The sequence below is a fragment of the Mesorhizobium sp. M0923 genome (assembly GCF_040319365.1).
Lineage (GTDB): Bacteria > Pseudomonadota > Alphaproteobacteria > Rhizobiales > Rhizobiaceae > Mesorhizobium.
This window is the reverse complement of record NZ_JAMYNW010000008.1, coordinates 206,454-230,507: the sequence shown is the minus strand read 5'-3', so window position 1 is coordinate 230,507 and position 24,054 is coordinate 206,454. Positions and strand designations below refer to the sequence as shown.

26 protein-coding genes and 1 tRNA gene are annotated in these 24,054 nt (G+C 62.4%); 10 read left to right on the top strand and 17 right to left on the bottom strand.

Annotated elements, in window-relative coordinates; genetic code table 11:
* Nucleotides 1-11 precede the first annotated feature (11 nt).
* Entirely contained in the window at nucleotides 12-344 is a 333-nt protein-coding gene (locus tag NKH89_RS16480) for a hypothetical protein (protein ID WP_023717294.1), read from the top strand.
* Between the two features lie 122 nt (nucleotides 345-466).
* Here NKH89_RS16480 and NKH89_RS16475 read toward each other — a convergent pair whose 3' ends face one another.
* The gene (locus NKH89_RS16475; protein ID WP_352481222.1) at nucleotides 467-658 is read right to left on the bottom strand and encodes a hypothetical protein; all 192 of its coding nucleotides are present in this window, start codon (nucleotides 656-658) and stop codon (nucleotides 467-469) included.
* A gap of 316 nt (nucleotides 659-974) precedes the next feature.
* Here NKH89_RS16475 and NKH89_RS16470 point away from each other — a divergent pair, with 316 nt between their 5' ends.
* Both NKH89_RS16470 and NKH89_RS16465 read left to right on the top strand, forming a co-directional pair.
* Complete coding sequence (locus NKH89_RS16470; RefSeq protein ID WP_352481221.1) at nucleotides 975-1,253, top strand: helix-turn-helix domain-containing protein; 279 nt, start codon at nucleotides 975-977, stop codon at nucleotides 1,251-1,253.
* Nucleotides 1,254-1,372: 119 nt separating this feature from the next.
* Nucleotides 1,373-1,831 (top strand): YbaK/EbsC family protein, encoded by a 459-nt coding sequence (locus NKH89_RS16465; RefSeq protein ID WP_023717299.1) that lies wholly within the window; start codon nucleotides 1,373-1,375, stop codon nucleotides 1,829-1,831.
* 38 nt (nucleotides 1,832-1,869) lie between these two features.
* Here NKH89_RS16465 and NKH89_RS16460 read toward each other — a convergent pair whose 3' ends face one another.
* Together NKH89_RS16460 and NKH89_RS16455 are read right to left on the bottom strand one after the other, a co-directional pair.
* Nucleotides 1,870-2,064 carry a hypothetical protein gene (locus NKH89_RS16460; protein ID WP_023717300.1) on the bottom strand — a complete coding sequence of 65 codons (195 nt, stop codon included), beginning with the start codon at nucleotides 2,062-2,064 and terminating at the stop codon, nucleotides 1,870-1,872.
* Nucleotides 2,065-2,217: 153 nt separating this feature from the next.
* Nucleotides 2,218-2,451 carry a hypothetical protein gene (locus NKH89_RS16455; RefSeq protein WP_031193496.1) on the bottom strand — a complete coding sequence of 78 codons (234 nt, stop codon included), beginning with the start codon at nucleotides 2,449-2,451 and terminating at the stop codon, nucleotides 2,218-2,220.
* A 499-nt stretch (nucleotides 2,452-2,950) separates the two neighbouring features.
* Here NKH89_RS16455 and NKH89_RS16450 point away from each other — a divergent pair, with 499 nt between their 5' ends.
* Nucleotides 2,951-3,250, top strand: coding sequence for a DUF1236 domain-containing protein (locus NKH89_RS16450; RefSeq protein WP_023717301.1), 300 nt, complete (start codon nucleotides 2,951-2,953; stop codon nucleotides 3,248-3,250).
* A 713-nt stretch (nucleotides 3,251-3,963) separates the two neighbouring features.
* Here NKH89_RS16450 and NKH89_RS16445 read toward each other — a convergent pair.
* The 5 genes from NKH89_RS16445 to NKH89_RS16425 all read right to left on the bottom strand — a co-directional run bounded on the left by NKH89_RS16445 (nucleotide 3,964) and on the right by NKH89_RS16425 (nucleotide 8,721).
* A tRNA-Pro gene (locus NKH89_RS16445) sits at nucleotides 3,964-4,040 on the bottom strand.
* On the bottom strand, nucleotides 4,031-5,365 hold the full coding sequence (locus NKH89_RS16440) for an O-antigen ligase family protein (RefSeq protein ID WP_352481220.1): 1,335 nt from the start codon (nucleotides 5,363-5,365) through the stop codon (nucleotides 4,031-4,033). The genes NKH89_RS16445 and NKH89_RS16440 overlap by 10 nt, the downstream gene beginning before the upstream one ends.
* Nucleotides 5,362-6,897 (bottom strand): undecaprenyl-phosphate glucose phosphotransferase, encoded by a 1,536-nt coding sequence (locus NKH89_RS16435; RefSeq protein WP_352481219.1) that lies wholly within the window; start codon nucleotides 6,895-6,897, stop codon nucleotides 5,362-5,364. Before NKH89_RS16435 ends, NKH89_RS16440 begins: the two co-directional genes overlap by 4 nt.
* A gap of 123 nt (nucleotides 6,898-7,020) precedes the next feature.
* Nucleotides 7,021-8,145, bottom strand: coding sequence for a glycosyltransferase family 4 protein (locus NKH89_RS16430; protein WP_352481218.1), 1,125 nt, complete (start codon nucleotides 8,143-8,145; stop codon nucleotides 7,021-7,023).
* A gap of 12 nt (nucleotides 8,146-8,157) precedes the next feature.
* The gene (locus tag NKH89_RS16425; RefSeq protein ID WP_023717305.1) at nucleotides 8,158-8,721 is read right to left on the bottom strand and encodes a polysaccharide biosynthesis/export family protein; all 564 of its coding nucleotides are present in this window, start codon (nucleotides 8,719-8,721) and stop codon (nucleotides 8,158-8,160) included.
* Nucleotides 8,722-8,976: 255 nt separating this feature from the next.
* Here NKH89_RS16425 and NKH89_RS16420 point away from each other — a divergent pair, with 255 nt between their 5' ends.
* Entirely contained in the window at nucleotides 8,977-11,232 is a 2,256-nt protein-coding gene (locus NKH89_RS16420) for a GumC family protein (RefSeq protein ID WP_352495315.1), read from the top strand.
* Nucleotides 11,233-11,253: 21 nt separating this feature from the next.
* On the opposite strand, the gene NKH89_RS16415 is transcribed toward NKH89_RS16420, so the two are convergent.
* Nucleotides 11,254-12,483, bottom strand: a complete 1,230-nt coding sequence (locus NKH89_RS16415) for a GNAT family N-acetyltransferase (protein ID WP_352481216.1) — start codon at nucleotides 12,481-12,483, stop codon at nucleotides 11,254-11,256.
* Between the two features lie 89 nt (nucleotides 12,484-12,572).
* Between NKH89_RS16415 and NKH89_RS16410 the strand changes: the two genes are divergently transcribed.
* Nucleotides 12,573-13,631 (top strand): polysaccharide deacetylase family protein, encoded by a 1,059-nt coding sequence (locus NKH89_RS16410; protein WP_023717308.1) that lies wholly within the window; start codon nucleotides 12,573-12,575, stop codon nucleotides 13,629-13,631.
* Here the strand turns inward: NKH89_RS16410 and NKH89_RS16405 are convergent.
* Nucleotides 13,628-13,855 carry a DUF2842 domain-containing protein gene (locus NKH89_RS16405; protein WP_023717309.1) on the bottom strand — a complete coding sequence of 76 codons (228 nt, stop codon included), beginning with the start codon at nucleotides 13,853-13,855 and terminating at the stop codon, nucleotides 13,628-13,630. The genes NKH89_RS16410 and NKH89_RS16405 overlap by 4 nt on opposite strands.
* Nucleotides 13,856-14,006: 151 nt before the next feature.
* Between NKH89_RS16405 and NKH89_RS16400 the strand changes: the two genes are divergently transcribed.
* On the top strand, nucleotides 14,007-15,101 hold the full coding sequence (locus NKH89_RS16400) for a COX15/CtaA family protein (RefSeq protein WP_352495317.1): 1,095 nt from the start codon (nucleotides 14,007-14,009) through the stop codon (nucleotides 15,099-15,101).
* Here the strand turns inward: NKH89_RS16400 and NKH89_RS16395 are convergent.
* The 3 genes from NKH89_RS16395 to speB are packed head-to-tail and all read right to left on the bottom strand — an operon-like array spanning nucleotide 15,091 to nucleotide 17,887.
* On the bottom strand, nucleotides 15,091-15,930 hold the full coding sequence (locus NKH89_RS16395; RefSeq protein WP_023717310.1) for an aminoglycoside phosphotransferase family protein: 840 nt from the start codon (nucleotides 15,928-15,930) through the stop codon (nucleotides 15,091-15,093). The two genes, NKH89_RS16400 and NKH89_RS16395, sit on opposite strands and share 11 nt — an antisense overlap.
* The gene (gene argC, locus NKH89_RS16390) at nucleotides 15,931-16,857 is read right to left on the bottom strand and encodes an N-acetyl-gamma-glutamyl-phosphate reductase (protein WP_023717311.1); all 927 of its coding nucleotides are present in this window, start codon (nucleotides 16,855-16,857) and stop codon (nucleotides 15,931-15,933) included.
* Nucleotides 16,858-16,879: 22 nt separating this feature from the next.
* Entirely contained in the window at nucleotides 16,880-17,887 is a 1,008-nt protein-coding gene (gene speB, locus NKH89_RS16385; protein WP_352481211.1) for an agmatinase, read from the bottom strand.
* A 303-nt stretch (nucleotides 17,888-18,190) separates the two neighbouring features.
* Here speB and NKH89_RS16380 point away from each other — a divergent pair, with 303 nt between their 5' ends.
* The gene (locus NKH89_RS16380; RefSeq protein WP_352909325.1) at nucleotides 18,191-19,240 is read left to right on the top strand and encodes a glycerophosphodiester phosphodiesterase family protein; all 1,050 of its coding nucleotides are present in this window, start codon (nucleotides 18,191-18,193) and stop codon (nucleotides 19,238-19,240) included.
* A 263-nt stretch (nucleotides 19,241-19,503) separates the two neighbouring features.
* Here NKH89_RS16380 and NKH89_RS16375 read toward each other — a convergent pair whose 3' ends face one another.
* Entirely contained in the window at nucleotides 19,504-20,376 is an 873-nt protein-coding gene (locus NKH89_RS16375) for an aldo/keto reductase family oxidoreductase (RefSeq protein WP_352717534.1), read from the bottom strand.
* A 95-nt stretch (nucleotides 20,377-20,471) separates the two neighbouring features.
* Here NKH89_RS16375 and NKH89_RS16370 point away from each other — a divergent pair, with 95 nt between their 5' ends.
* Nucleotides 20,472-21,428, top strand: coding sequence for a LysR family transcriptional regulator (locus tag NKH89_RS16370; RefSeq protein ID WP_352909324.1), 957 nt, complete (start codon nucleotides 20,472-20,474; stop codon nucleotides 21,426-21,428).
* A gap of 22 nt (nucleotides 21,429-21,450) precedes the next feature.
* Here the strand turns inward: NKH89_RS16370 and rpsI are convergent, their stop codons facing one another.
* From rpsI to NKH89_RS16355, 3 genes are all read right to left on the bottom strand, one after another.
* Nucleotides 21,451-21,933, bottom strand: a complete 483-nt coding sequence (rpsI, locus tag NKH89_RS16365) for a 30S ribosomal protein S9 (protein ID WP_023717316.1) — start codon at nucleotides 21,931-21,933, stop codon at nucleotides 21,451-21,453.
* 1 nt (nucleotide 21,934) lies between these two features.
* Nucleotides 21,935-22,399 (bottom strand): 50S ribosomal protein L13, encoded by a 465-nt coding sequence (gene rplM / locus NKH89_RS16360; protein WP_352909323.1) that lies wholly within the window; start codon nucleotides 22,397-22,399, stop codon nucleotides 21,935-21,937.
* Nucleotides 22,400-22,613: 214 nt separating this feature from the next.
* Nucleotides 22,614-23,078 carry a PaaI family thioesterase gene (locus NKH89_RS16355; RefSeq protein WP_023717318.1) on the bottom strand — a complete coding sequence of 155 codons (465 nt, stop codon included), beginning with the start codon at nucleotides 23,076-23,078 and terminating at the stop codon, nucleotides 22,614-22,616.
* Between the two features lie 149 nt (nucleotides 23,079-23,227).
* On the opposite strand from NKH89_RS16355, the gene NKH89_RS16350 reads away from it, so the two are divergent.
* Nucleotides 23,228-24,049, top strand: coding sequence for an enoyl-CoA hydratase (locus NKH89_RS16350; RefSeq protein WP_352909321.1), 822 nt, complete (start codon nucleotides 23,228-23,230; stop codon nucleotides 24,047-24,049).
* Nucleotides 24,050-24,054: the final 5 nt, after the last annotated feature.

Genomic DNA, 24,054 nt, shown 5'->3' with positions numbered 1-24,054 from the left:
GGAACCACGTCATGGCATCGCTTTCGAGCATCTCCGACACCGATCTGAACAAGCAGGTCGCGGCCCTGACCAGGGAACTGGCCACTTTGAAGAAAGCCGTGTTGAAGCGGGGCGGCGCCTATTACGAAGACGGTCGCGATACCGCGTCGGACTATTATTCGGATATCGCCGAGCGTCTCGGCGACACCTTGCCGGCAATCAGAAGGCAAGGCCGGGCGATCGAGAAGACTGCCCGTGATCACCCGGCGACGGCGGCCGCTGTCGGGCTGGTTCTGGTCGGGCTGGTCGCCAGTCTGTTTCTCGGTGGCCGGCAGCAAAAAGCGCCGCGAGCGCGTTCAAGGTAGGGGAAATGCGGTGGTCAGCGGGACCGCCGCCATTTCGTCGACGCGGCAAACCCCGGCAAGCTGGCCGCTCTTGATCAGAGGCCAAGAACGCCTGCTTGCCGGTTGTCTGTCCCAGGGTGTTTTCAGTACGTCTTCGCCACAACCTTCTTGTGATGATGGCGATGGTGGTGGACGCGGTGATGGTAGTGATGACGGTGATGCTTCTTGACGGTGGTGTGCATCGTCGCTGCATTCGCGCTGCTCGCGCCGATGATCGGCATCGAGAGGGCAAGTGCGATTGCAAGTCCAAGGGCGGAGAGAAGAGACTTCTTCATGACATCGTTTCCTTTTTGCGCAGGGCGAATTTGAGCGTCACCGATTCAGGTCGGTGACTCGAGCACTGCGGTCGGGACTATCGCCTTGGAGTTTTTCGGCAGTTTTTCCGGCCTGTAGAATTTTGTTTCCGAACTGTGTCCGCCGACGATCCGGCCAGATGTGAGCGCCCCGGCATCCACATTCATTCCGGCGTCGGTTCACGATGCCGTGACGCTATCTTTGATGCTTGGCAAATCACCGGGGAGCGGGCATTCTCCCGATCGTCTCAGGCAACAACATGATTTGATCTAACTCTTTCATCCCACGGAGTTGCCAATGCCCCAAATAGCAAAACGCGAACCTTACTCCGAACTGGCGGCGAGCGCGGTTACGCCTGAACGCAGTGCCGTCCGAACCGCCCGGGAAGCCCGTGGATACAGTATCGAAGAGCTGTCCCTGGCGTGCGGGCTGGCAGCCTATGAGATTGCCGACATCGAAAGCGGCAACGATGCCGATCCTTCGAAACGTCGGCGTATTGCCTCCGCGCTTCAACTTCCGGAAAGCGCTCTGTTCGACGAAGCCGTGTTGCCTGCGAAAAGGCGGTCCGTGTCGTAGCGGCGTGCCATGCGTTTATTCGACGAGCTCGCCATGGGTTGCCCTGGCGGGCTTCGTTTTTCCGGCCACGTAGCGGACTTGCCGGCCGCCACGGCGACGCGAGACGGAAATCGCCGGAGATGAGCCTCGAATCCGTTCGCGCTTTCTTCGTCGCCCACGCGCCCGAAATCGACGTCATCGTTACGCAAGCCAGCTCGGCGACGGTGCCTCTGGCTGCCGAAGCGCATGGCGTAGCGCCGGCGCAGATTGCCAAGACGATCTGCCTGCGCGCCGGCGACCAGACGATGCTGATCGTGGCCAGCGGCATCTCCAGGCTGGACAATCGCAAATTCAAGGACCGGTTCGGCGGCAAGGCGCGAATGCTGGATGCCGAGCAGGTGCTCGCCGCGACCGGTCATCCCGTCGGTGGGGTGTGCCCGTTCGGCCTACCGGCACCGCTCCCGGTGTACTGCGACGTCTCGCTGCGCGCCTTTGACGAGGTCGTCCCCGCCGCAGGCGCGACGAACGCCGCCGTCCGGCTCAGCCCGCAACGCATGGCCGAACTCGTCGACGCCGAGTGGGTGGATGTCTGCCAGTAGCCCTTTATCCGGGTCGTGGGATCCGGTGAGCGTTACCGCTATTCGGTCTTCTGTGGCTCTTCTTTCTTGATCGTCTGAGCGTCCGCGGCTGTCGACATATCGGCCTTCTCGACGCTCGCTGTCCTCGTCTGCGTGTCGACCGATGCCTGGACCTTTGAATGCGCGGGGCAATCCGCAGAGGCAGCGGATATGGACAGGGTCAGTGCGGCGGCTGTTGCGAGGAATGTCTTCATGATCATTCTCCTCTTTCATTGGATATTCGTTGGGAAGATTAGCCCGTCTGGCACCGACCGCAAAATCACATTTGTTCACGCGCGCCCTTGCGTGCACGGAAGCCTACGCTGGACCAATAATTCAAATGGTTGCGCGGATAGCCGCTTGCCGTATCAAAACCCACTGCCTCCGGCCGGAGGATTTTTGGCGTAAAAAATCTCGCCGCTCAGAGCCAGTCTCAAATCTTCGGCGCTGAGCTGACCACTTTCGAACAAATCCATCACCCTGCGGCCGAGCACTTCTCTGCCTGGATCGCCGTCAGCGAGGCCTAGTTCACGGCATCGGGCATCAAGTGCTTTGGCCAACATGGTCAGCTCGGCAGGACAGGTAGCTCCTTGAAGCGACATTGCATCTCTCCCGAAAAGGCCGAAAGGGCGTGTCATCTTCGAAGCGTCCGCTCGCCCTTACAACTGCGGACGACGGCAATTCAACTAGAGCCAACCTTTTTCGAACTCAACATTCGAACGTATTAAAAACGCCGCCCGCGCTCCAATGGGAGGATCCTGCTACAATACGGTATGGCCGTCCGTATAGCGGTTGTCCTAATGCTTCTTTTCGCCTTCGCCTACGGTTTCGCAAAACTCGTGGAACATTATGGCAGCGTTGGCGACAGGCCCTCTCCGTGTGAAGAATTGCCCTATCCTGATTGTCCTGACCCAAAAGCTCCTCCCCGGGAAGAAACTAAGCCTTGAGCAGGTGCTTGTTTGTAGGCGGCCTCATGGCCATGGCACCGGAGTTCGCCCACCGCCAGCGGAACAACAAGTCTTTCGGCTCGTTTAGGTAAGTAGCCCCGCACGGAAGCATCAAGCACCGTAGCGGAAGGTTGCCTCGCTGGAGGATTGCTATATGGGAAAGCAACTTTTATCTGCTGCGACAGGAATCTTTCTTTTCGTAGGTATCGGAACCGCCGCTGCTCAGGACGTCATCATTCAGCCTGAGCAAGACACGGTGATCCGGGAGTATGTAAAGAAGAAGCCGGTAGCATCCCTGAGCCTTCCCGGTGTTGAGCTCAACATTGGCACCGCTCTGCCCGACACAGTCGAGCTTTACGAAGTGCCGGACGTTCAGTACCGCTATGTAGTCGTCGAGGGACGAACCGTCCTGGTTGATCCAGGTACCCGCAAAATTGTTAAGATCTACGATTGATTTTCTGCCTGAAGCCCGCCGTGCCGAAAAAGCGGCGGGCTTGTTTGCGTTCAGCCGCCAATCGCGGTAGCGGACGATGCGCTCGCGTCCTCACGGAAACCGGCGGGGTGAGTTGCCACGTTTCGTTCCCAGGCCGCCAGCATCCAGGTTGGGTTCTTCATGCTTGCTGCCATTGATCCTTCCGGCATTCCCGCAAGCAACGAGGGCCGGGCACGTTGCGCTTGCTCGACTTTCCTGACCCCGTCGCTGCCGCCCTGAAAAAGTTTCAGGCCAAGCCGGCCGCCGGCGTTGAACCAGTTCGTTCCAACCGCCGGTTGGTGGACGCGCTACCGCTCATGCGCCTAATGTCGACTTGATCCGCGCGCACCTGGCAAGCCCGCCCACCCGAGTCCCCCGCCTGGTGCAACAGCGCTTGATCGGCCCCGCCGTACTTCATGTGCGGCGGGTTTTTATTTACTCGATGGAACAACCCGGCCGGCGCGACGGTTCATCTCAACGCAGCAAGTCCCTCCTCATAAGAATTGCTGCCAGATCGGGTTGCACCGATCTGCCCGCGTCCTTCTCCCGGAAGGCGCGAGCTTTTTGCATGCTGGTTTGGGCTATTCCACATTGACCTGGCGAGCGAAGCCCTTGGTCGAAATCGTGTTGCGCTGGCTGCAATGCGGCTATTCTGTATGGCCAGTTGGGGGAACTGGCTAAGCCTTTGGATTTAATGGTCGGAGTGGCCGGATTCGAACCGACGACCCCTTGACCCCCAGTCAAGTGCGCTACCGGGCTGCGCTACACTCCGGACCGGTCGCGATGTATCGTGATAGACTGGGTCCGGTCAACCGAATTCGGCTGCTGTCCGGCCTGAAGCAACAGCAACGGAGGTTGCGGGCGCCGCGCCGCCCGCAACTGCCACTGATGGCGGTATTCCAGCGCGATGGCGCCCCAGATCAGGCCGAGCAGCAGGTAGACATGCCGCCAGTGGTCGATGTCGATGAAGGTGCCGAGCCCGATATTGCCGATGAAGGCGACATAGGCGCATAGTAGATAAGGCTGCCAGGGCCGGTCGCGCAGCAGAATGCGGAAGCCGGCGGCGATCGTCCAGCACGTCAGCGTCAGGAACGACACGAAGCCGAGCCACCCGTAATCCATCAGCATCTTCAGCCAGATGTCGTGCGTGTCCTCGCCGAACATCTTGCCGAATACGAGCGGGCCGATGCCGAACGGATGCTCCAGCGCCATCTGAAAGCCGATCGTGTAGCGGGCGAAGCGGCCGAGGCGGGCGGTGTCGTAGCTTTGTTCGAGTTGCGCGCGATTCGAGAACATCTCCGCCACGCCAGGCAGTTGCAGGATGACGATCATCGCAATGACCAGCAGTCCGACGGCGGCGATGGTCATGACGACGACGCGCAGCCGGAATTTGCCGCTGGCGCTCTGCAGGAACAAGGCCCCGGTCAGCAGGATCGCCGAAACGGCGAACATGCCCCAGGCGCCGCGCGAAAAAGAAAAGAAGATGCCGGCGGTGATGATCAGCAGCGGCACCGCCAATAGAGGCATGCGCGCGATCGAGCCGGTAAGCAGCAGATAGAGCAGGTAGATGCCCGGCAGCACCAGGAACGGCCCGAACACGTTCGGGTCCTGGAAGGCGCCGGCGGCACGGTCGTATTTGGTGAAGATCTCCGCTCCTGGAAACGCATGGAAATAGCCGGCTATGCCGACCAGCGAAGTCAGCACTGCCGACACGACATAAGCGACGAAGATCACGCGGTAGAGACTGGGCTGGACGGCCGTTACGGAAGCGAAGAAAACCGCAGTGAGGGTCAGGAACAGCGAGACGGCGAGATAGAGCGGCGTGGCGGCGAGGTCCGGCATCTGCGTCATCGAGATCATTCCGCCGATGTTCATGATCATCAGCAGCACCAGAAGTGGCACCGCCGCGCGCTGTATGCGCATGCCGAACAAGGGCCACACCACGATCAGCCCGATCATATAGAGGTCGTATGGCGCCGGCTCGGCAATAACGAAACCGGACAGGAAGACGCCGAGGAAAACTGCCCCTGACGCAATCAGCGCAATGAGCTTGGCGTTGACCGCCGCCGCCGGCAATTCGTAGGCCGTCGCGCTCAATACGCATTTTCCGTGTTGAGCAGGCGGATCGGCGTCAGGAACAGGATTCTCAGGTCGAACAACAGCGACCAGTTCTCGATGTAATAGAGGTCGTATTCCGTGCGCATGCGGATCTTCTCGTTGGTGTCCATCTCGCCGCGCCAGCCATTGATCTGAGCCCAGCCGGTCACGCCGGGCTTGACCTTGTGTCGGGCGAAATAGCCGTCGACCACCTCATTGTAGAGAAGGTTGTGCGACTGCGCGGCAATGGCGTGCGGGCGCGGCCCGACCAGCGACAGCGAACCGAACAGCGAATTGAAGAACTGCGGCAATTCGTCGATCGAGGTCTTGCGGATGAAGCGGCCGACGCGGGTGACGCGCGGATCGTTCTTGGTCACGGTCTGCTTCGCCGTCGGGTCCGCCTTGTCGGTGTACATCGAACGGAACTTATAGACGTCGATGATTTCGTTGTTGAAGCCGTGCCGCTTCTGGTGGAACAGCACCGGGCCCTTGCTGTCGAGTTTGATCGCGATCGCGGTCGCCAGCATCACCGGCGAGAACACGATGATGCCGATGATCGAAAAGACGATGTCAAAGGCGCGTTTCGCGACCGAATCCCAGTCGTTGATAGGCTTGTCGAAGATATCGAGCATCGGCACCGAGCCGATGTAGGAATAGGCGCGCGGCCTGAACTGCAGCGCATTCGAATGCGCCGACAGCCGGATGTCGACCGGCAGCACCCACAGCTTCTTCAACAGTTGCAGCACGCGCGATTCGGCGGTCAGCGGCAGCGAAACGATCAGCATGTCGATGCGTGCGATGCGGGCAAATTCAATGAGCTCGGAAATCGTGCCGAGCTTGGGATAGCCGGCGACAACCGGCGGCGAACGCTTGTCACCACGATCGTCGAAGATGCCGCAGATGCGGATGTCGTTGTAGGGCTGCTTTTCGACCGAGCGGATCAGCACCTCCGCCGCCTTGCCGCCGCCGACGATGACGGCGCGGCGCTCCATCCGCCCGTCGCGCGCCCAGCGCCGGATCAGCTTCGACATCACCAGCCGGAGACCCAGGATCAGCACGAAGCCAATAACGAACCACGTGCCGAAGAGCAGGCGCGAATAGTCTTCCGACATTTTCATGGTGAAGGCGGTGAGCGCCATCAAGGCGAAGGTTCCAGCCCAGACCAGCAGGAGGCGGCCGAAATTGGCGATCGGCCGCATCAGCGCGACGATCTGGTAGCAGTCGGTGACGTCGAGCAAAACGACCGCGAGGAACGAGGTGGCGGCGATCGTCAGCGAGTATTGCCAGGCAAGATAGCTGAAAAAGCCGACATAGTAGAAATAGACGGCAAGACCCGACACCAACAGCAGCGCGAATTCCGCCATGCGCAGGACGCCGCTGACCATGATCGGCGACATCGTATCGCGCCGGTATTGCGAGGCGACCTGGCGGGCAACGTCGTTCATGCCGCCGGCCGTGTTGTTCTCGGCAGGGGCGTCGAATTTGCGCACCGCGTCTAGCGAAAAACGGCGCGCGGGGTCGATTTCGTTCATGGGGCGTCCGTAGGTTTCCCTCAGGTGAATAGCAAAAGAGAGCTAAGAAACCCTTGAAACAACAGATGGCTTTGGAGACGCTTTCACCGGGGGCCTTTTGCAGCCGAGTGGATATCAGTTGCTCTACTGTTTGAGCGCGGCGAAATAGGCCTTTTCGATTTCGGCGGCCATTACATCCGCGCCGAACCGTGCCTTGAGTTCGGCGGCACCGGGCATCAGGCCTTTGTAGGCGTCGAGATCGGCCAGAGCGGCGCTTATCTTGTCGCCAAGTTCGCGCGGGTCGGGCCGGATCAGGGCAGGGGAGCCGGTGTCGAAGATTTCCGGTATGCCCCCGACCGACGTCGCGATTAGCGGCTTGCCGGCGGCAAGCGTTTCCAGAACGATATAAGGCATGGCTTCCGCGCGCGAGGGAACGACGACCAGCTTGGCCAGCGTGAAGGCGAGCCTGGCTGGCATCGGCGGCAGGAAGCTGACCTCGAGGCCGAGCTGATCTACCTTGGCGCGATAGCGCGGCAGGTCGTCGCCGTCGCCGACCATCAGCGCTTTCAATGGGCGACCGAGCCGTGTTGCGGCTCGCCCCAGCGCATCGATGAAGATGTCCGGGCCCTTGAGGTCGCGCATCATGCCGATATAGAGGAGGTCGACGGCATTGTGCTCGGTCTGCACCGGCTCGAACTCGGCGGCGCGCAGGCCGTTGTGTACGAGAGCGTTCGGAATGGGCGGCTCGCCGACCTTCCTGCGATAAGTCCGCCGCTCATAATCGGAAACAAATAGCAGGCAATCGGTGAAGCGAGCCATGAAGCGTTCGAGCGCGAAGAACAGCTTCCCCATCGCCGTGGTTTCGTCATAGTGCAGTGAGCCGCCATGCGGCGAATAAAGGCGGGCTACGCGAGACCTGGATACCCGCAACAATGAGCCGAACAGACGGGCATAGGCGCCACCTTTGGCGCCATGCCCGTGCAGCACGTCCGGCCGCAATTCTTTTATGATCCTATAGGTGCGTCGGGCCGAAGCGAGATCGCCTGGCCCGACATGCCGCTGCATCGGTGTGCGATGAATGCCGAGCGCCAGGCTGCCTTTCATCTGTTCGAACAGCCGTTCCTCGAAATCGCCGCCAGTCGTCGAATCGCAGACGATGCCGACGGCATGGCCGGCGGCGACCTGAGCCTCGGTCAGGTCGCGCACATGCCGGAAGATGCCTCCGACGGGTGAGCGAAAGCAGTGGACGATCCTGAGTGTGTCCGCCACTTGGTCAGCACATCAAAACAGGCGTTCGCGAACATAGACTGTGTCGCCGGGCAACAGCGGGTCGGAGGTCACCACGCGTCCGGTTATAACCTTGCCGTTGATGTCGCGGGTAATGTCGACGCTTTCCTGGTTGGCGCGTGGCGTGAAGCCGCCGGCGATGGCGATGGCTTTCTGCACGGTCAGGCCCGGAACGTAGGAATATTGGCCCGCCGCGCCCACTTCACCCATGACGAAGATCGGCCGGTAGCGATCGATTTCGACCGAAACGTCAGGATCGCGCAAATAGCCCTGGCGCAGTTTCTCGGCGATCTCGCCCTCGAGTTGCTGGGCGGTGTGGCCGCGCGCCGGCACGTTGCCGACGAGCGGCAGCGAGAGATAGCCGGATTGGTCGACGCTGTAGGTGTTGGTCAATCCTTCCTGCTCGAACACGGTGACGCGGACGCGGTCGCCGGCACCGAGGCGATAGGGCTGGTCGAGCACTTCATGGAAGGCGGCCGGCGTCGGCCGGTAGCTTGAGCAGCCCGAAAGCATCGATACGGCAAGCAGCGCGCGGAAAAGGGGAGCAGTGCTTTTCATGAGCGGACACGTACCTTTGAATAGCCGGCGACTCTGCGGCAAACCTTAACGATCGAGCTCGGTTATCATCCTGTTAGGGTTAATGGCCGGTAAAGGCGCGCGGCCGATGCGGGCCCGATCGACAAATGCAGATGGTTTTCAGCCTCTTGTTTGCGGCTTGTTAGCAGAGCCTAACAGGTGCTTACCGCGTTATTAACGGCTGAGTTACCATAGTTGTTTACGGTGCATGCTGACTCAGTACCGGAGCAGGGATGCATGTCCGTTCAATCCGCGGCCGCAGATGTCGACGTCGATCTCAGGCAGCTTTTCGCCAGCCTGGCGCGAAACTGGCTGCGCATCCTTGTCGTCGCGCTGGCTGTAACCGGCCTGGCCTTTGCGCTCGCCTGGCTTGCAACGCCCGAATACAAGGCGGCAGCCAAGCTGGAGATCGGGCCTCGAGAATCGGAGTTCACGCGGCCAGCCGGTGCCAACGGCAACGAGCGGTCGATTCCCGACGAAGAGGCTGTGGCCACCGAGGTCCAGATCATTTCGTCCCCTGACATCCTCAAACAGGTGGCGGCGAAGCTCAACCTCGCGAAATTGCCCGAATTCGACGAGGCGCTGAAGATGTCGGCGCTGAGCCGCACCCTTGTCCTCGTTGGCTTGAAAAGCGATCCCTTCGAGATTCCGCTGGAAGAGCGCGTGCTGGACGCAATGCATGACAAGCTCAACGTCTATGGCGTTGAAAAAACCCGCGCGATCGCTATCGAGTTCTCGTCAGAGGATCCACAGCTTGCCGCCGCAATCCCGAACGCCATCGCAAACGCCTATATCGCCTCCAAGGGCAACGCCAAGCTCGAATCGAATTCCGCCGCCACCGACTTTCTGGCGCCGGAAATCGCGGACCTGCAGAACCGGGTGAAGGAGGCGGAGGCCAAGGTTGCCGCATTCCGTGCGCAGTCCGATCTTTTGATGGGCGGCAACAATTCGGTGCTTGCCACCCAGCAGCTGTCCGAATTGTCGAGCGAACTGTCACGGGTACGCGCCAACCGCGCTTCGGCGGAAGCGACCGCCGACAGTGTGCGCAGGGCGTTGCGCAATGGCGGCTCGCTGGATGCCGTTCCAGAGGTGTTGTCTTCCGACCTGATCCAGCGCCTGCGCGAGCGGCAAGTCGAACTCAAGAACAACATCGCCGACCTTTCCACCACCTTGCTCGACAATCATCCGCGCATCCGTGCGCTGAAGTCGCAGCTCGCCGATCTCGACCGCCAGATCCGCAACGAAGCGGAAAAGATCATGAAGGGTCTGATGGCGCAGGCCGAGACGGCGAAGGCACGAGAGGCTCAACTCGTGGCCGACGTCAACACCCTGAAGGCGGCGTCCGCCCGCGCCGGCGAAGAGCAGGTGGAACTCGATGCCCTGCAGCGCGATGCCGCGACCAAGCGCCAGCAACTCGATCTCTACTCGTCCAGCTATCTCCAGGCGGCCGCACGCAAGGATCGTAACTACCTGCCTGTCGACGCTCGCTTATTTTCGGAGGCCCGGGCGCCGACCGAACCCTATTTCCCCAAGATTGGTCCGATTGTCGGTGCGGCCTTTGTCGGCTCGTTGCTCCTCATGGCGATCGTCACGTTGCTGCAGGAACTGTTTTCCGGCCGCGCCATGCGTCCGGCCGCCGGTGCCCATTTCGAACGCATCGAGCAGGTTGCGATGCCGGCTGTCCAGGCCGAACGCGTAGTGGCCGAGCCCGGCCCGCCGGTTGCCCGGCCCGAACCGGCAGTCGCCGTGATCGACCGGCTCGGTGAGTCCGACAACAGTGTCACTGAAACCAAACTGGAGCCGGAACCCGTCGCGGTGGCGGAAGCGGCTGCCGAGAAAATCGAACCGGAGTACTCTGAGATGGCTGCTGCAGACATTGAACCGGCACGTTCCACCCTCGGTGAGGTCGACATCGACAAGGCCGCGGAAAAACTGATCGCCACCGGTGCCGCCCGCGCCATATTCGTGTCGCCGGAAGGCGACGAGGCGGCTGCCTCGGCGGTGCTGGTGGCGCGCGCAGTCTCTGACGCCGGGCTACGCGTGCTGCTGCTTGATCTCACCGCTTCGGGTGCTGCCTCGCGGCCGATGCTGGACAGCGGGCTGTTTCCGGGCATCACCGATCTGCTCGCCTCGCAAGCGCAGTTCAGCGATGTGATCCACCCCGATCTCTATTCGGACTGCCACGTGATTCCCGTCGGCACAGCCGATCCGGTCCGTGCCATGCGCGCCGCCGACCGGCTGCCGATCATCATGCAGTCGCTGACCACCGCCTATGACCTGGTCGTTGTCGAATGCGGGCCAGCGGACGCGCAAGGCATCAGCCGCCTAGTGGGCGAGGGCACCGAGGTGCTGCTCTCCATGCTGGAGCCGGACGACGAGGTGACGCAAGCCGCAGTCGCGCTCATCGAGAGCGGCTATCCCGACCTGACGCTGGTCACGCCAATCGGCCATGTGGCGCCGGGGCCAATGCCGGGGCGGCGCTCGGCCGCCTGAGGCAGTTTTCTCAAATCGAAATCAGCTGTCGTCTTCGCCTGCGGCCGGTGCTGTCTGTCCCACAGCCTTGCGGCGCAGCAGCTTGGTCAGCTTCCAGACCATTGGGCTGTGCTTGATGAATGCTTTCAGGCTTGCGCCGTGCCTGAGCGCAAGCGCAAGCGCGCGGCCCTTCAGCGTCAGCGGAACCAGCACCTCGAAATGCTGCGTTTCGACATCGCACCACAATCGCTTATAGGGTTCGTCGCCGACTGAGAAATCATAGATTTCAAAACCCGTCTCGCAGGCTTCCTGGATGTTCTCGAAGAACAGGAAGTCGCCGGGGCTGGTGTGTGCGAGGTCGTCCTCGGCGATCGCCCCGAATTCGCAGATCAGCCGCTTGCCCGAGCGGCTCGACCCGGTGACCGCACGAAGCTTGCCGGCGACTTCCAGCCCATGCAGCACGAAGCACGGGTTTTCCTCTTGAAGCGCTTCGGCAAACAGCGAGCGGAAAAAGGCGCGCACCTCCGCTTCACCGAAAACATTGACGATGCCCATCTTGCGGAAGCGGAATTCCTTCATCTCGAAAAAGGCGTCGAGCAGCCTGTTCACCTCGTCCGCAGTCCTCGCCTCGATGCGACGATAGCTGCCGACGGCCTCGAACTTGCGCGCCTGCGAGCGATGCTTCTTGCGCCTGCGCTTGCCGCTCACGCGGGTGAGCAGTGCATCAAACCCTCCGACAAGACCGGCGGCCAGCGACAGATTGGGGCTCGAAAAATGCGGCAAGGCGGAGAGCGGGTTGGCAACGCCGTCGAGATCAGGCAGCAGCCGCTCTAGCGCGACAAGATCGATGTCGCGCCGCGCCTTGGCAATCGCGGCCAGCATCGAACGGATCGCCGCGATATCGGCATTCGCCAGCCATTGCAGGTCGGCAGCGGCAAAATTGCCGTTGGCATGCCGCCCGCCCATGAAGCGCGCAACGCGGAATGCTCCGCTGCGGGTGACCTCCAGCGCCAGCGAGAAAACCGGCCTGTCGTCGGCGCGCAGCGTCGCAACGACAACGTCGGCGCCGGTATGTGCGGCCCAGTTCAGGATCCAGCCTGCGCTCTGCGCCGGGGCAAAAAGCGCCGAACGGCAGAATTCGGCGTACGCCGCCAGCGCCGCACTATCGGCAACCGAGGTCGACAGGCCGGCTTTGCCGGCCGGCAAGGCACACGGCGACGCCTCGCTGCTTGCCAGCCGATTGCCGTCAAATGACGCGGTGGCGTCAACCATACCTCAATCCTTAGGGCGTATTCGTCGCGATTGGGGGTCCGCGCAGGCGCATTCCATGCTTGATGAGCTTAGGCGCAAAAGGTGAATGAATGATCGACGGGGGCGAGGCAATCCGCAAACTGGCGCTCAATCTCGCCCGCTATTCCGGTCTTGCGCCGCTGGCCAAGCCGTTCATCGGCGGCCTTGGCGCCATCCTGATGCTGCATCGGGTCACCGCGACGCCGGAAAAGCCGAACGGCGTCAACCGCCACTTGAACATCGCGCCTGGGTTCCTCGACATCGTGATCGCCGACATGAAGGCGAACGGCTACACGTTCGTTACTCTGGACGAGGCAATCGAGCGCATCAAGGCTGGCGACAAGGACGGCCAGTTCGCGACGATCACCGCCGACGACGCCTATCGAGACAACATGACCGAGGCGCTGCCCGTGCTGGAGAAGCACGGCGCGCCGATCACCATCTACGTCGCGCCGGGACTGATTGATGGCGCTGCCGATTTGTGGTGGGACGTGGTCGAGGACATCGTCAATGCGCGCGATCGCCTGACGCTGACGACGCCGGACGGCCCGGTGACGATCGATTGCTCGAACCCAGGAAAAAAGGTCCAGGCCAATGCGCGCCTGCACGCTCATCTGACGCTGAAGGTGCGCGAGCAGGACCAGCGTGCGGTATTGCGCGATCTGGCGCGTTCGAACGGCATCGAGTTGGGCGGTTCGCGCCCGAACACGCTGATGAACTGGGACGAGCTCCGCACCATGGCCGCGCACCCGCTGGTGACGATCGGAGCGCATAGCGTCAATCATTGCAATCTGAAGCGGCTTTCCGAGAGCGACGCGCGGCATGAGATCGGCGACGTCAAGCGCATATTGCAGGCCGAACTCGGCGAGGAGCCGCGCCATTTCGCCTATCCCTACGGTTATGCCAGCGCCGTCGGCCGTCGCGAAGTGGGCCTTGTCCGCGATGCCGGCTATGCCTCGGCCGTGACGACCCGCCACGGCATACTCCGCGCCGAGCATGCCGGGTTCCTGCATGCCCTGCCGCGCATTTCGGTCAATGGCCGCTATCAGAGCGTCGCCCACATCCGAACAATGTTGTCGGGCGTGACGACGCCGCTGGCCAATGCCGGCAAAACGGTGGTGACGATCTAACTGTTGCCTCGGCCCTTCGGCCGCGGCTCCAGGATCAGCCATTTGATGATGCCCATCGCCGGCAGCACCCACAAAAGCCCGCTCAGCAGGAAGAAGATGAAGTGCGCCAGCGGCCCGGACTGTGACAATTGGGCGACTGCCACGATCGAGGCGACCATCGCATAGACGACGACCAGCAGTACCAGCAGGAAGCTTCCGATCAGCTTTTTCAGGCGAATGGGCATAACGCGATCTCGTTGATCGCTATCGCTTAAGCCGAACAGCCAATACGCGCAACCCGCCAGAAACGGCGCGACGGCGTGCCGCGCTGTCCGGTCTTGCAAGCCGGGTTGCGATGGTTCACCAATCCGCGACTTCAACTGCCGGGACAAAGCCATGGCTGCTGCCATATCCGATGCTGTGCCTTTCGCAGCCCGCGATCGCGACCTTCGCAACCGCGCGCTGGTACGTGGTTGGCTCTATGTCGTGCTCCTCGTGCTGTTTGCGCTGGTGGTGGTCGGCGGCGCTACGAGGCTCACCGATTCGGGCCTGTCGATCACCGAATGGCAGCCGATTCACGGCGTCATCCCGCCACTCAATGATGCCGAGTGGCAGGAGGAGTTCCTGCGCTACCAGCAGATCCCGCAATATGCCGAACTCAACAAGGGCATGAGCATCGAGGCGTTCAAGTCGATCTTCTGGTGGGAGTGGGTGCACCGCATCCTGGCGCGTAGTGTCGGCGTGGTCTTCGCCCTGCCGTTGCTGTTCTTCTGGGCGACGCGCCGCATCGAGCGCGGCCTCGGCACGAAATTGTCGGGCATCCTCCTTCTCGGCGCCCTGCAGGGCGCGATAGGCTGGTGGATGGTGGCGTCCGGGTTGGCCGACCGGGTTTCGGTCAGCCAATACCGGCTGGCGACGCATCTGACGCTGGCGGCGCTGATCTTCACGGCGACCATGGTGGTCGCGCGCGGACTGGCCCCACACTCCGAACCGGCCGCCGACCGATCGACGCAACGTCTGGCCGGCTTTCTGGTGCTGCTGGCGCTGGTCCAGATCTATCTCGGCGGGCTGGTCGCAGGGCTCGATGCCGGCTTGAGCTACAACACCTGGCCGCTGATGGACGGCAAACTGGTCCCCGGCGACCTGCTGCTGCTCGAGCCGGCATGGCGCAATTTCTTCGAAAACCCGAAGACGGTGCAGTTCATCCACCGGGTCGGCGCCTACACGATCTTCGCGGTCGCGCTCTGGCACATGATTGCGACACGCCGGCGTCTGCCGGGCACGACGCATGCCCGACGCGCGACGCTGCTGTTCCTGATTGTCGTGGTGCAGGCGTCGATCGGCATCGGCACCCTATTGATGCATGTGCCGCTGCACATGGCCCTGACGCATCAGGCATTCGCGCTGTTCCTGCTGGGTTTTGCCGCCGCGCACTGGCGCGGCACCAAGGGCGCTTATCCGCTGCCCCACGAGATTGCTCTCAGAGGCTGAGCCGCACCGTCCGGATCGCCATGGCGATCGCCAGCTCGCGGTCCTCGTCGACCGCATTGCGATCTTCATGATGCCATGCAGCCGACAGGCAGCCATAGGCGATGGCGTGGTCCAGTATCGCGGGCGGCGACTGGCCGAGCGTTGCGGCAAAGACTTGCGCCATATGGCCGATCCGCCGCGTATCGAGGCAAAGATCGTCTCGGTCGAGTGGGTTGTAGAACATGTTGGCCGCGTCGAAGCCGGGGTCGCCGAGAACGCCCTTCGGGTCGATCGCCAGCCAGCCGCGCGGACCGTGCATGACGTTGTCGTGGTGCAGGTCGCCATGCAGCGGCCGCACGTCATGCGGATTGGACAGCAGCCGTTCCGCGATTTCGGCTGCTTCGACATACAGGCTCTTTTCGCCGGCGGCGCGATCGGCCTTGGCCTTTTTGAACAGGCTGGAGAACCGGGTCCGCAACGGCTGGAGATCCGGCGGGGCAGGGTGCTTCGACGGCGAGACCAGTCTTGCCATTACCTCGGCCGCGATCGCGGTGGCGGCATTGTCGCCTTGTTCGGCAAGATGGTGTGACAGCATCCTGTCGCCGGCGTATTCGAGCAGCATGCGGTGGCCGTCGCGGCCGAGCAGCCGCACCGCGCCTTCGCCGCGTCGCCAGGCGAGGAAATGCTCGCCACGCAACTCGTCCTCGACATCGTCGAAAGGCTTTAGATCCTTGACGATTGCCGGTGAGTCGTCCTCGCGAGCAACCTTCCAGATGCGGCTGCTGAAGGTTTCGGCGATGAGTTCGGGCGCGCCGACCTTCCAGCGCTTCGGAAATGCCGGCGCATCCATTCAGAGGCCGAGCATCAGATCCATGTTCTGCACGGCTGCACCCGAGGCACCCTTGCCGAGATTGTCGTAGACGGCAAGCAGCAGCGCCTGCGCCCTGTCGTCATTGGCAAAGACATAGAGCTTCATCCGGTTGGTGCCGTTGTAGATCTCCGGATCGATGTCAGGCATGCGTTCCTGATGCAGATACGGCGCCACCTCGACCACGCCACGATCAATGGAAGCAAAATGGTCGGCGATCGCCGCGTGAAGCTCAGCGCCGGTCGGTACATGGTCGAGACCGCCGAGTTGCAGCGGCACTACCGTGATCATGCCTTGCGCGAAATTGCCGACTGCCGGCTGCATGATCGGATCCTGCGAAAGCCTGGCATAGGTCCTGAGCTCCGGCACGTGCTTGTGCTGCAGCGTCAGCCCGTAGGGCAGGAATTCCGACGCATCCTCGCCCTTGGCGACATAATCCTCGATCATTGGCCGGCCGCCGCCGGAATAGCCAGAAATGCCGTTGACGGTGACCGGAAAATCGGCTGGCAACAGCCCCGCCGCAACCAGCGGCCGCAGCGTCGCGATCGGTCCTTGCGGCCAGCAGCCCGGATTGGCGACGCGCTTCGCCGAAGCGATCTTCTTCGCCTGGTCCTTGTCCATTTCGGCGAAACCATATTCCCAGCCCTCGGCGACGCGATGTGCCGTCGAGGCGTCGATCACCTTGGTGGTGTCATTGGCGATCAGCGAAACGCTTTCCTTGGCTGCCGCGTCCGGTAGGCAGAGGATCGCGACATCGGCGGCATTGAGGAACTCGGCGCGCGCTGCCGTTTCCTTGCGGCGCTCAGTCGGGATGGAGATGATTTCCAGGTCGCCGCGCTCGGCAAGCAGCGCCCTGATCTGCAGACCGGTGGTGCCGTGCTCGCCGTCGATGAAGATTTTCGGTTTCATTGCCTGCCAAAATTCCTGTTAGCTATATGCCGCTTGCCTGATTCAATCCGGCAACGCTGTGATTGCCCTGGTTCATTTCCTCGAGCCGGGCCTTTCGTTCCGCCAGCAGCCCGAGATAGTGCATGGCCACCATCGAGCCGGCAATTGCCGTTATATCGGCGTGATCATAGGCTGGCGCAACCTCGACGACGTCGGCGCCGACGATATCGACCTGGTTGATCTGGCGCAGCACCGACAGGATCTTTGCCGAAGACGGGCCTCCCGCTACCGGCGTTCCGGTGCCGGGCGCAAAAGCCGGATCCAGGCAATCGATGTCGAAAGTGACGTAGGTCTTCTTGCCGCCCGTACGGTCGACGATGGCATAGGCGATGTCGGACGCCCGCATTTCCTCCACTTCATGGCCATACAGGATCTTGATGCCGAACGTATCGGGCGCGTGGGTGCGGATGCCGATCTGGATCGACCGGTCGGGGTCGATGATGCCCTCCTTGACCGCACGGCCGACGAAGGAGCCGTGATCGATGCGCTTGCCGTCGTCGGGCCAGGTGTCCTGATGAGCGTCGAACTGCACCAGGGCCAGCGGGCCGTAGATGGCGGCATGCGCCTTGAGCAGCGGCCAGGTGACGAAATGGTCACCGCCGAGCGATAGCAGAAAGGCGCCGGATTTCAGGATCCTCGCCGCTTCGCGTTCGATCGTGGCAGGGGTCTTCTGGTGATTGCCGCTGTCGAGCAGGCAATCGCCAAAATCGACCACGGCAAGCTGTTCGAACAGGTCGCGCGAAAACGGATATTGCGGATCGTTGTCGAGGATGGCCGACGCGCGGCGAATCGCCTGCGGTCCGAAACGCGCGCCCGGCCGATTGGTGACCGCCGCGTCGAAGGGAATGCCCCACACCACCGCATCGGCGCCCTTCACATCCTTCGAATATTTGCGCCGCATGAACGACAGCGCGCCGGCATAGGTCGGCTCGAACGACGCGCCCGTCCTGGAGCGGGTGGTGAAGGCGTGATCGATGGTCCTTGGCGGCATGAAGCGATCTCCTGTGCGTCGACGCGCAACCTTATTGGCCATAATTCTCAGAATTGCGACCCCTTCGGAAGAACATGGCTATTCGGCCCGGTCACAAATCCTTGCTTGCCAGGAGAGCCCCGCATGGCTGGCCCGGAGATTGCCTAGTTAGCAACCGAAAGTAGCCGCTACGGCCGTTTCGGCCGGCATTAACCTGATTTTCCAGCGTTTGCGAAGCCGGCTTCGTTCACTAGGCTGTCACGAGCGTCGCTTAACCGGGTGTCGATCCGGTACGGAGCGATTCTCATGCGAACGACCTGTCTCATGCGAACGACTTGGCTGAGCCTTCTGCTTTCCGCGGCGCTGGCGGCCTCCCTTGGCCATGCATCGGCAGGCGAAACGCGCGCCAGGCAGATTCTCGACCGGTTCGAGCACGCCAACCAATGGCGCGACCATGTGATGGTGGCCGCGCACCGCGCCGGCGGCATGCAGGCCGGCAAGACGCTCTATCCCGAAAATTCGATCGCCGCCGTCGAGGCGTCGATTGCAATGGGCGCCGAAATCGTCGAGGTCGATATCAGGCGCTCGAAGGACGGACAGTTCGTCGTCATGCATGACAGCTGGCTCGACCGCACCACGAACTGCAAGGGCGAGGTGGTCAAGCGCACGCTGGCCGAACTCAAGACGTGCCGGTTGGTGATCGAAGGCACCGGCGCCTTTACGGGCGAGACAGTCTCGACGTTGCGCGAAATGTTGATGGCGACCAGGGACAGGATCCTCATCAATCTCGACGATAAGCTCGATACCGAAAGCCTCGCCGGCATGGTCGCGGTCGCGCGCGACCTCGGCATGGCCGAACAGGTGATCGTCAAGGAGAACCTGTGGGATGCGGAGAGGATCGCCACGGTTGCGGCCGCCATGGACGCGATCGACGGCGGCTTCCAGTTCATGCCGATCATTGCCGACGATGCGGTTCACGACGCCATGTTTGCCGAAAAAGTCAGCCGGGCGTTCCCGGTGCGGGCGATCGAACTGATCAATTGGCGGGCTGGCGCCGAGACACTGACCGAGACCGGCGGCCCGCTGTTCAGCCCGCGCATGCGCGCGCTGGCGGTGAGGGGTGACTGGCACATCTGGGCCGACACCTATGCCATCGTCAACAAGCCGGGTGGCTTCCTCGCCGGTGGCCGCGGCGACGAGCTGGCGGTCGCGGCCAGCCTGCCGCGCGAGACTTATGGCTTCTGGGTCGAGCGCGGCGCCACCATCATCCAGACCGACGAACCGAAGGCCGCCATCGATTGGCTGGCGGCGAACGGTTTTCGCGTGCCCTATGCCGGCCCGGCCGAGCCGGCGAATACGGCCAGCATTAACTAGGAGCGGCGGTCGCGCTGCCAATCTCCCCCCTTGTGGGGGAGATGCCCGGCAGGGCAGAGGGGGGCGCTGTCCCTCCAGCCTATCGGGTCGATTGAGATTGCAATTGGCGTCAATTGTCACGCAGGGTTCAACAAGAGGCAGGCGATCCTTCGCGCCCCCCTCTGTCCTGCCGGACATCTCCCCCACGAGGGGGGAGATTGGCTCATCACCGCCTTCGCTAGTCTCCAACACCGGCTGGCGGCACCTCGCGCCTCGTGCGCAGGTCAAGCGGCCATCGCCACGCCCTCTAGCGCCTCGAGCGCATCCTCCGGCAGCGCGAGATCGCCTGCGGCGAGGTTCTCCCTGAGATGCGCAACTGAAGACGTGCCGGGGATCAGAAGAATGTTGGGCGCGCGGCGAAGCAGCCAGGCGAGCGCGACCTGCATGCGCGTGGCGCCGAGGCGTGCGGTGACCTTGGACAAGGTCGACGACTGCAGCGGGTTGAAGCCGCCAAGCGGGAAGAACGGCACATAGGCGATGCCGCCGTGGGCCAGATCGTCGATCAACGCATCGTCGCCCCGATGCGCCAGATTGTACTGGTTCTGCACGCAGACGATCTTGCAAATCCTGCGGCCTTCGGCGATTTGTGCAGCGGTGACGTTGCTCAGCCCGATGTGACGCACAAGGCCCTGTCGCTGAAGCTCGGTAAGCGTTGCAAGCGGGGCCTCGATCGACCCTTCGGCGGGGCCATGCGCGTCGAACATGACTCGAAGGTTGACCACCTCCAGCACGTCGAGCCCGAGATTGCGCAGATTGTCGTGCACCGCCTTGGTCAGCTCGTCGGCCGAGAAGGCCGGCAGCCATGCTCCGTCCCGGCCGCGCCGGGCGCCGATCTTGGTGACGATAACGAGGTCGTCGCGATAGGGTGCGAGCGCTTCGCGGATCAACAAATTGGTGACGTGTGGGCCATAGAAGTCGCTGGTGTCGATGTGATTGACGCCCTGCGCAACGGCTTCGCGCAGCACGGCCAATGCCGCATCGTGGTCCTTTGGTGGGCCGAAGACGCCGGACCCTGCGAGCTGCATGGCGCCGTAGCCGAGCCGTCTGACTTTGCGGTCGCCGAGGGTGAATGTGCCGGACTGGTCGACGCTGGACATAGTCTTTCTCCTTCAGGGAATGGTGCACAGATAGACGGTGTCCGATCTCGCGATAATTGGGTACAATTCGCACGGGCTGTGCGGAATGACGAACAATGCAGATTGATCTCGGGGATCTGAACGCCTTCGTGGCCGTAGCGCGCGCCAAAGGTTTTCGGGATGCGGCACGCGCCAGCGGCGGCAGTGCGTCCGGCTTGAGCGAGGCGGTGCGCCGCCTGGAGACGCAGCTCGGTGTCAGGCTGCTCAACCGGACGACGCGCAGCGTCGTCCTGACGGAGGCCGGCCAAGGCTTGCTGGCGCGGCTCGGTCCAGCCTTGACCGAGGTGGAGTCGGCGCTGGACGTGGTGAACGGCTTTCGCGACAGGCCGGCCGGCTCGCTGCGCCTCAATGTGCCGGTCAGCGCGGCGCGACTGGTCCTGCCCAGCATCGTGCCGCGGTTCCTTGCCGCCTATCCCGGTATCCGGCTGGAGGTGATCGCCGAGGAGAGCTTTGTCGACGTGCTGGCGGCCGGCTGCGATGCCGGCATCCGTTACGACGAGCGGCTGGAACAGGACATGATCGCCGTGCCGATCGGGCCGCGCGTGCAGCGCTTCGCCACCGCCGCCAGCCCGGCCTACCTGGATCGTCATGGCCGGCCGCAACACCCGCGCGACCTGCTCGGCCACGCCTGCCTGCGCGGCCGCTTTCCCAGCGGTGCGATAACGCCATGGGAGTTCGAGCGCGACGACGAGGTGGTGCGGGTCGATCCGACGGGGCCACTGATTGTGGGGATCGGCGGAGCAGCCGATTTAGCCGTTGATGCAGCGATCGCCGGCACCGGAATCGTGAAGCTGTTCGAGGACTGGCTTCGCCCGCATTTCGAGAGCGGTGCACTCGAACCCGTCCTCGAACCCTGGTGGCAGAGCTTCTCCGGGCCGTTCCTCTACTATCCCGGCCGGCGCCTCGTACCGGCGCCGCTGCGGGCGTTCGTCGACTTCACCAAGGCATTGCCGATGAACTCTGACATCACGGGCACGGCACAAAGAAAAAGGCCACCCGAAGGCGGCCTTTGAACTCTGTGTAGCTTCGCAGCGCTTAGCGCTTGGAGAACTGGAAGCTCCGGCGGGCCTTCGCCTTGCCGTACTTCTTGCGCTCGACCACGCGGCTGTCACGGGTCAGGAAGCCGCCCTTCTTGAGCACGGCGCGCAGCGCCGGCTCGTAATAGGTCAGCGCCTTGGAGATGCCGTGGCGCACGGCACCGGCCTGGCCGGAGAGGCCGCCGCCGATGACGGTGGCAACGATGTCGTACTGGCCGGCGCGGTTGGCAGCGATGATCGGCTGGTTGAGAATCATCTGCAGAACCGGGCGCGCGAAATATTCGGCGAACACCTTGTCGTTGACGACGATCTTGCCGGAGCCGGGCTTCACCCAGACACGGGCGATGGCGTTCTTGCGCTTGCCGGTGGCATAGGCGCGGCCCGATTTGTCGAGCTTCTGGACATGGACGGGTGCAGCCGGCTGGGTGTTGGTGTTGCCGGTGGCAGTTCCGAGTTCTGCGAGCGAGGAAAGCTCAGCCATCTTACGAAACCTTCTTGTTCTTGGCGTTCAGCTTGGCCACGTCGAGGACGACGGGCTGCTGGGCGACATGCGGATGTTCCGTGCCTGCATAGACGCGGAGATTCTTCATCTGGCGACGGCCGAGCGGGCCGCGCGGGATCATGCGTTCGACGGCCTTCTCAACGACACGCTCGGGAAAGCGGCCCTCGAGCAGCTGCCGCGCGGTGCGTTCCTTGACGCCACCGGGGTGACCGGTGTGCCAGTAATAGACCTTGTCGGTGAACTTCTTGCCGGTGAACACCACCTTGTCGGCATTGATGACGATGACGTTGTCGCCGTCGTCGACATGCGGGGTGAAAGTGGGCTTGTGCTTGCCGCGAAGATGATTGGCGATGACAGTGGCGAGACGGCCGACGACGAGACCCTCGGCGTCGATCAGCACCCACTTCTTCACCACATCCGCAGGGTTCTGCGAAAAGGTTGTCATGGATTGTTGCTTTCGGTTCGGACCTTCAAAAGAAGGCGTTTCTTGTTGCTTGGATTGGCGAAAGGCACTTGCCCGCCGCCAATAACAAAACGGCGGCCTTTGCGGGCCGCTGTTCCGTGAGGGCTTATAGGAGAGAGCGGCGACTACGTCAAGGCGCGTGAAAAGCCATCTCTGGGGTAAAATCAAGCAAAAACAATGATTTGAGCACAAGGTATTATTTTACCACATCTCCAATCCGCTTTGGCGGGATCGAATAGGTGCCCGTTGCGTGCGCTACCGTGTGTCCCTCCGGGCCGGCGACGATGTCGATATCGAACACCATCAGGCTCTTGCCGAGCTTGAGGATGCGGCAATGGCCGTCGATCGGCCCGGCCTCGGCCTTGCGGACAAAATTGATGTTGAGACTGGTGGTGACCGAAAGTGCATCCGGTCCGGCATGCGAGAGCACGCAGACATAACCGCCTATGTCGGCCAGCGTGAACAGCGCCGAACCCGATACGGTGCCGCCGGGACGCAAATGGCGCTCGTCAGCATTGAGCCGCACAACACAGCCGCCTGGAAACACCTCCAACGCCTCGTAGAAGGTGAACTGGTCGTTGAGCTGCGGGAAAACAGTCGCCACAAGCGCGTTGACGTCAGCAGCCGTCAGCACCGGCTTGAGATTGCTTTGAGCAGGCATGGCGGTCTCTCGTTGTGCCTGCCTGTTTGAGCGCAGCGTGCCGTTTCTGGCAACAGCCATTCATTATGGCAGAGGCGGAGTGTTGGACGAAGCGAGACCCGCATACTAGATTAGTCCATCACCGATCCGGAATCGCGGAGGAATGACCCATGGCCGAAATCGTCGCCATCAAGCCTGCCGTTGCTGAAGGGCCGGTCGCCGCCCGGCTGGATAAGGGCGTGTTGCGCCTGACGCTCGCCAATCCGCCGGCCAATGCTCTTTCGCTTTCAGTGATGGCGGCGCTGATGGCGGAACTCGACCGCGCCAAGGCCGACAAGTCCGTCCGCGTCATCGTCCTTGGGGCGGTCGGCAAAGTGTTCTGCGCCGGGCACGACCTCAAGGAGTTAAGCACGCACCGCGCCGATGCCGATCACGGCAGGGCCTTCTTCGAAAAGACGTTTTCCGCCTGCGCTTCACTGATGCAGGCGATCGTTCGCCATCCCAAGCCGGTGATCGCCGAAGTCGACGGCCTGGCGACGGCGGCCGGATTGCAGCTGGTCGCCAGCTGCGATCTCGCCATCGCTTCGCACGAGGCGACCTTCTGCACGCCGGGCGTCAATATTGGACTGTTCTGCTCGACGCCGATGGTGGCGCTGTCGCGCAATGTCTCGCGCAAGCACGCCATGGAGATGCTTTTGACCGGCGAAACGATCGAAGCGGCAACCGCTAAGGAATTCGGCTTGGTCAACCGCGTCGTGCCGCGCGAATATCTGAATCAGATTGTCACCAAATACGCGCAAACCATTGCGTCCAAATCGTCCTTGGTCGTCAAGATCGGCAAGGAAGCCTTTTATGAGCAAGCGGAAATGGGGCTGGCCGAGGCCTATGATTACACCGGGCGCGTCATGGTCGAGAACATGCTGGCGCGCGATGCGGAAGAGGGCATTGGCGCCTTCATTGGCAAACGCAAGCCGGAATGGCCGGAGGAATAGGAGGC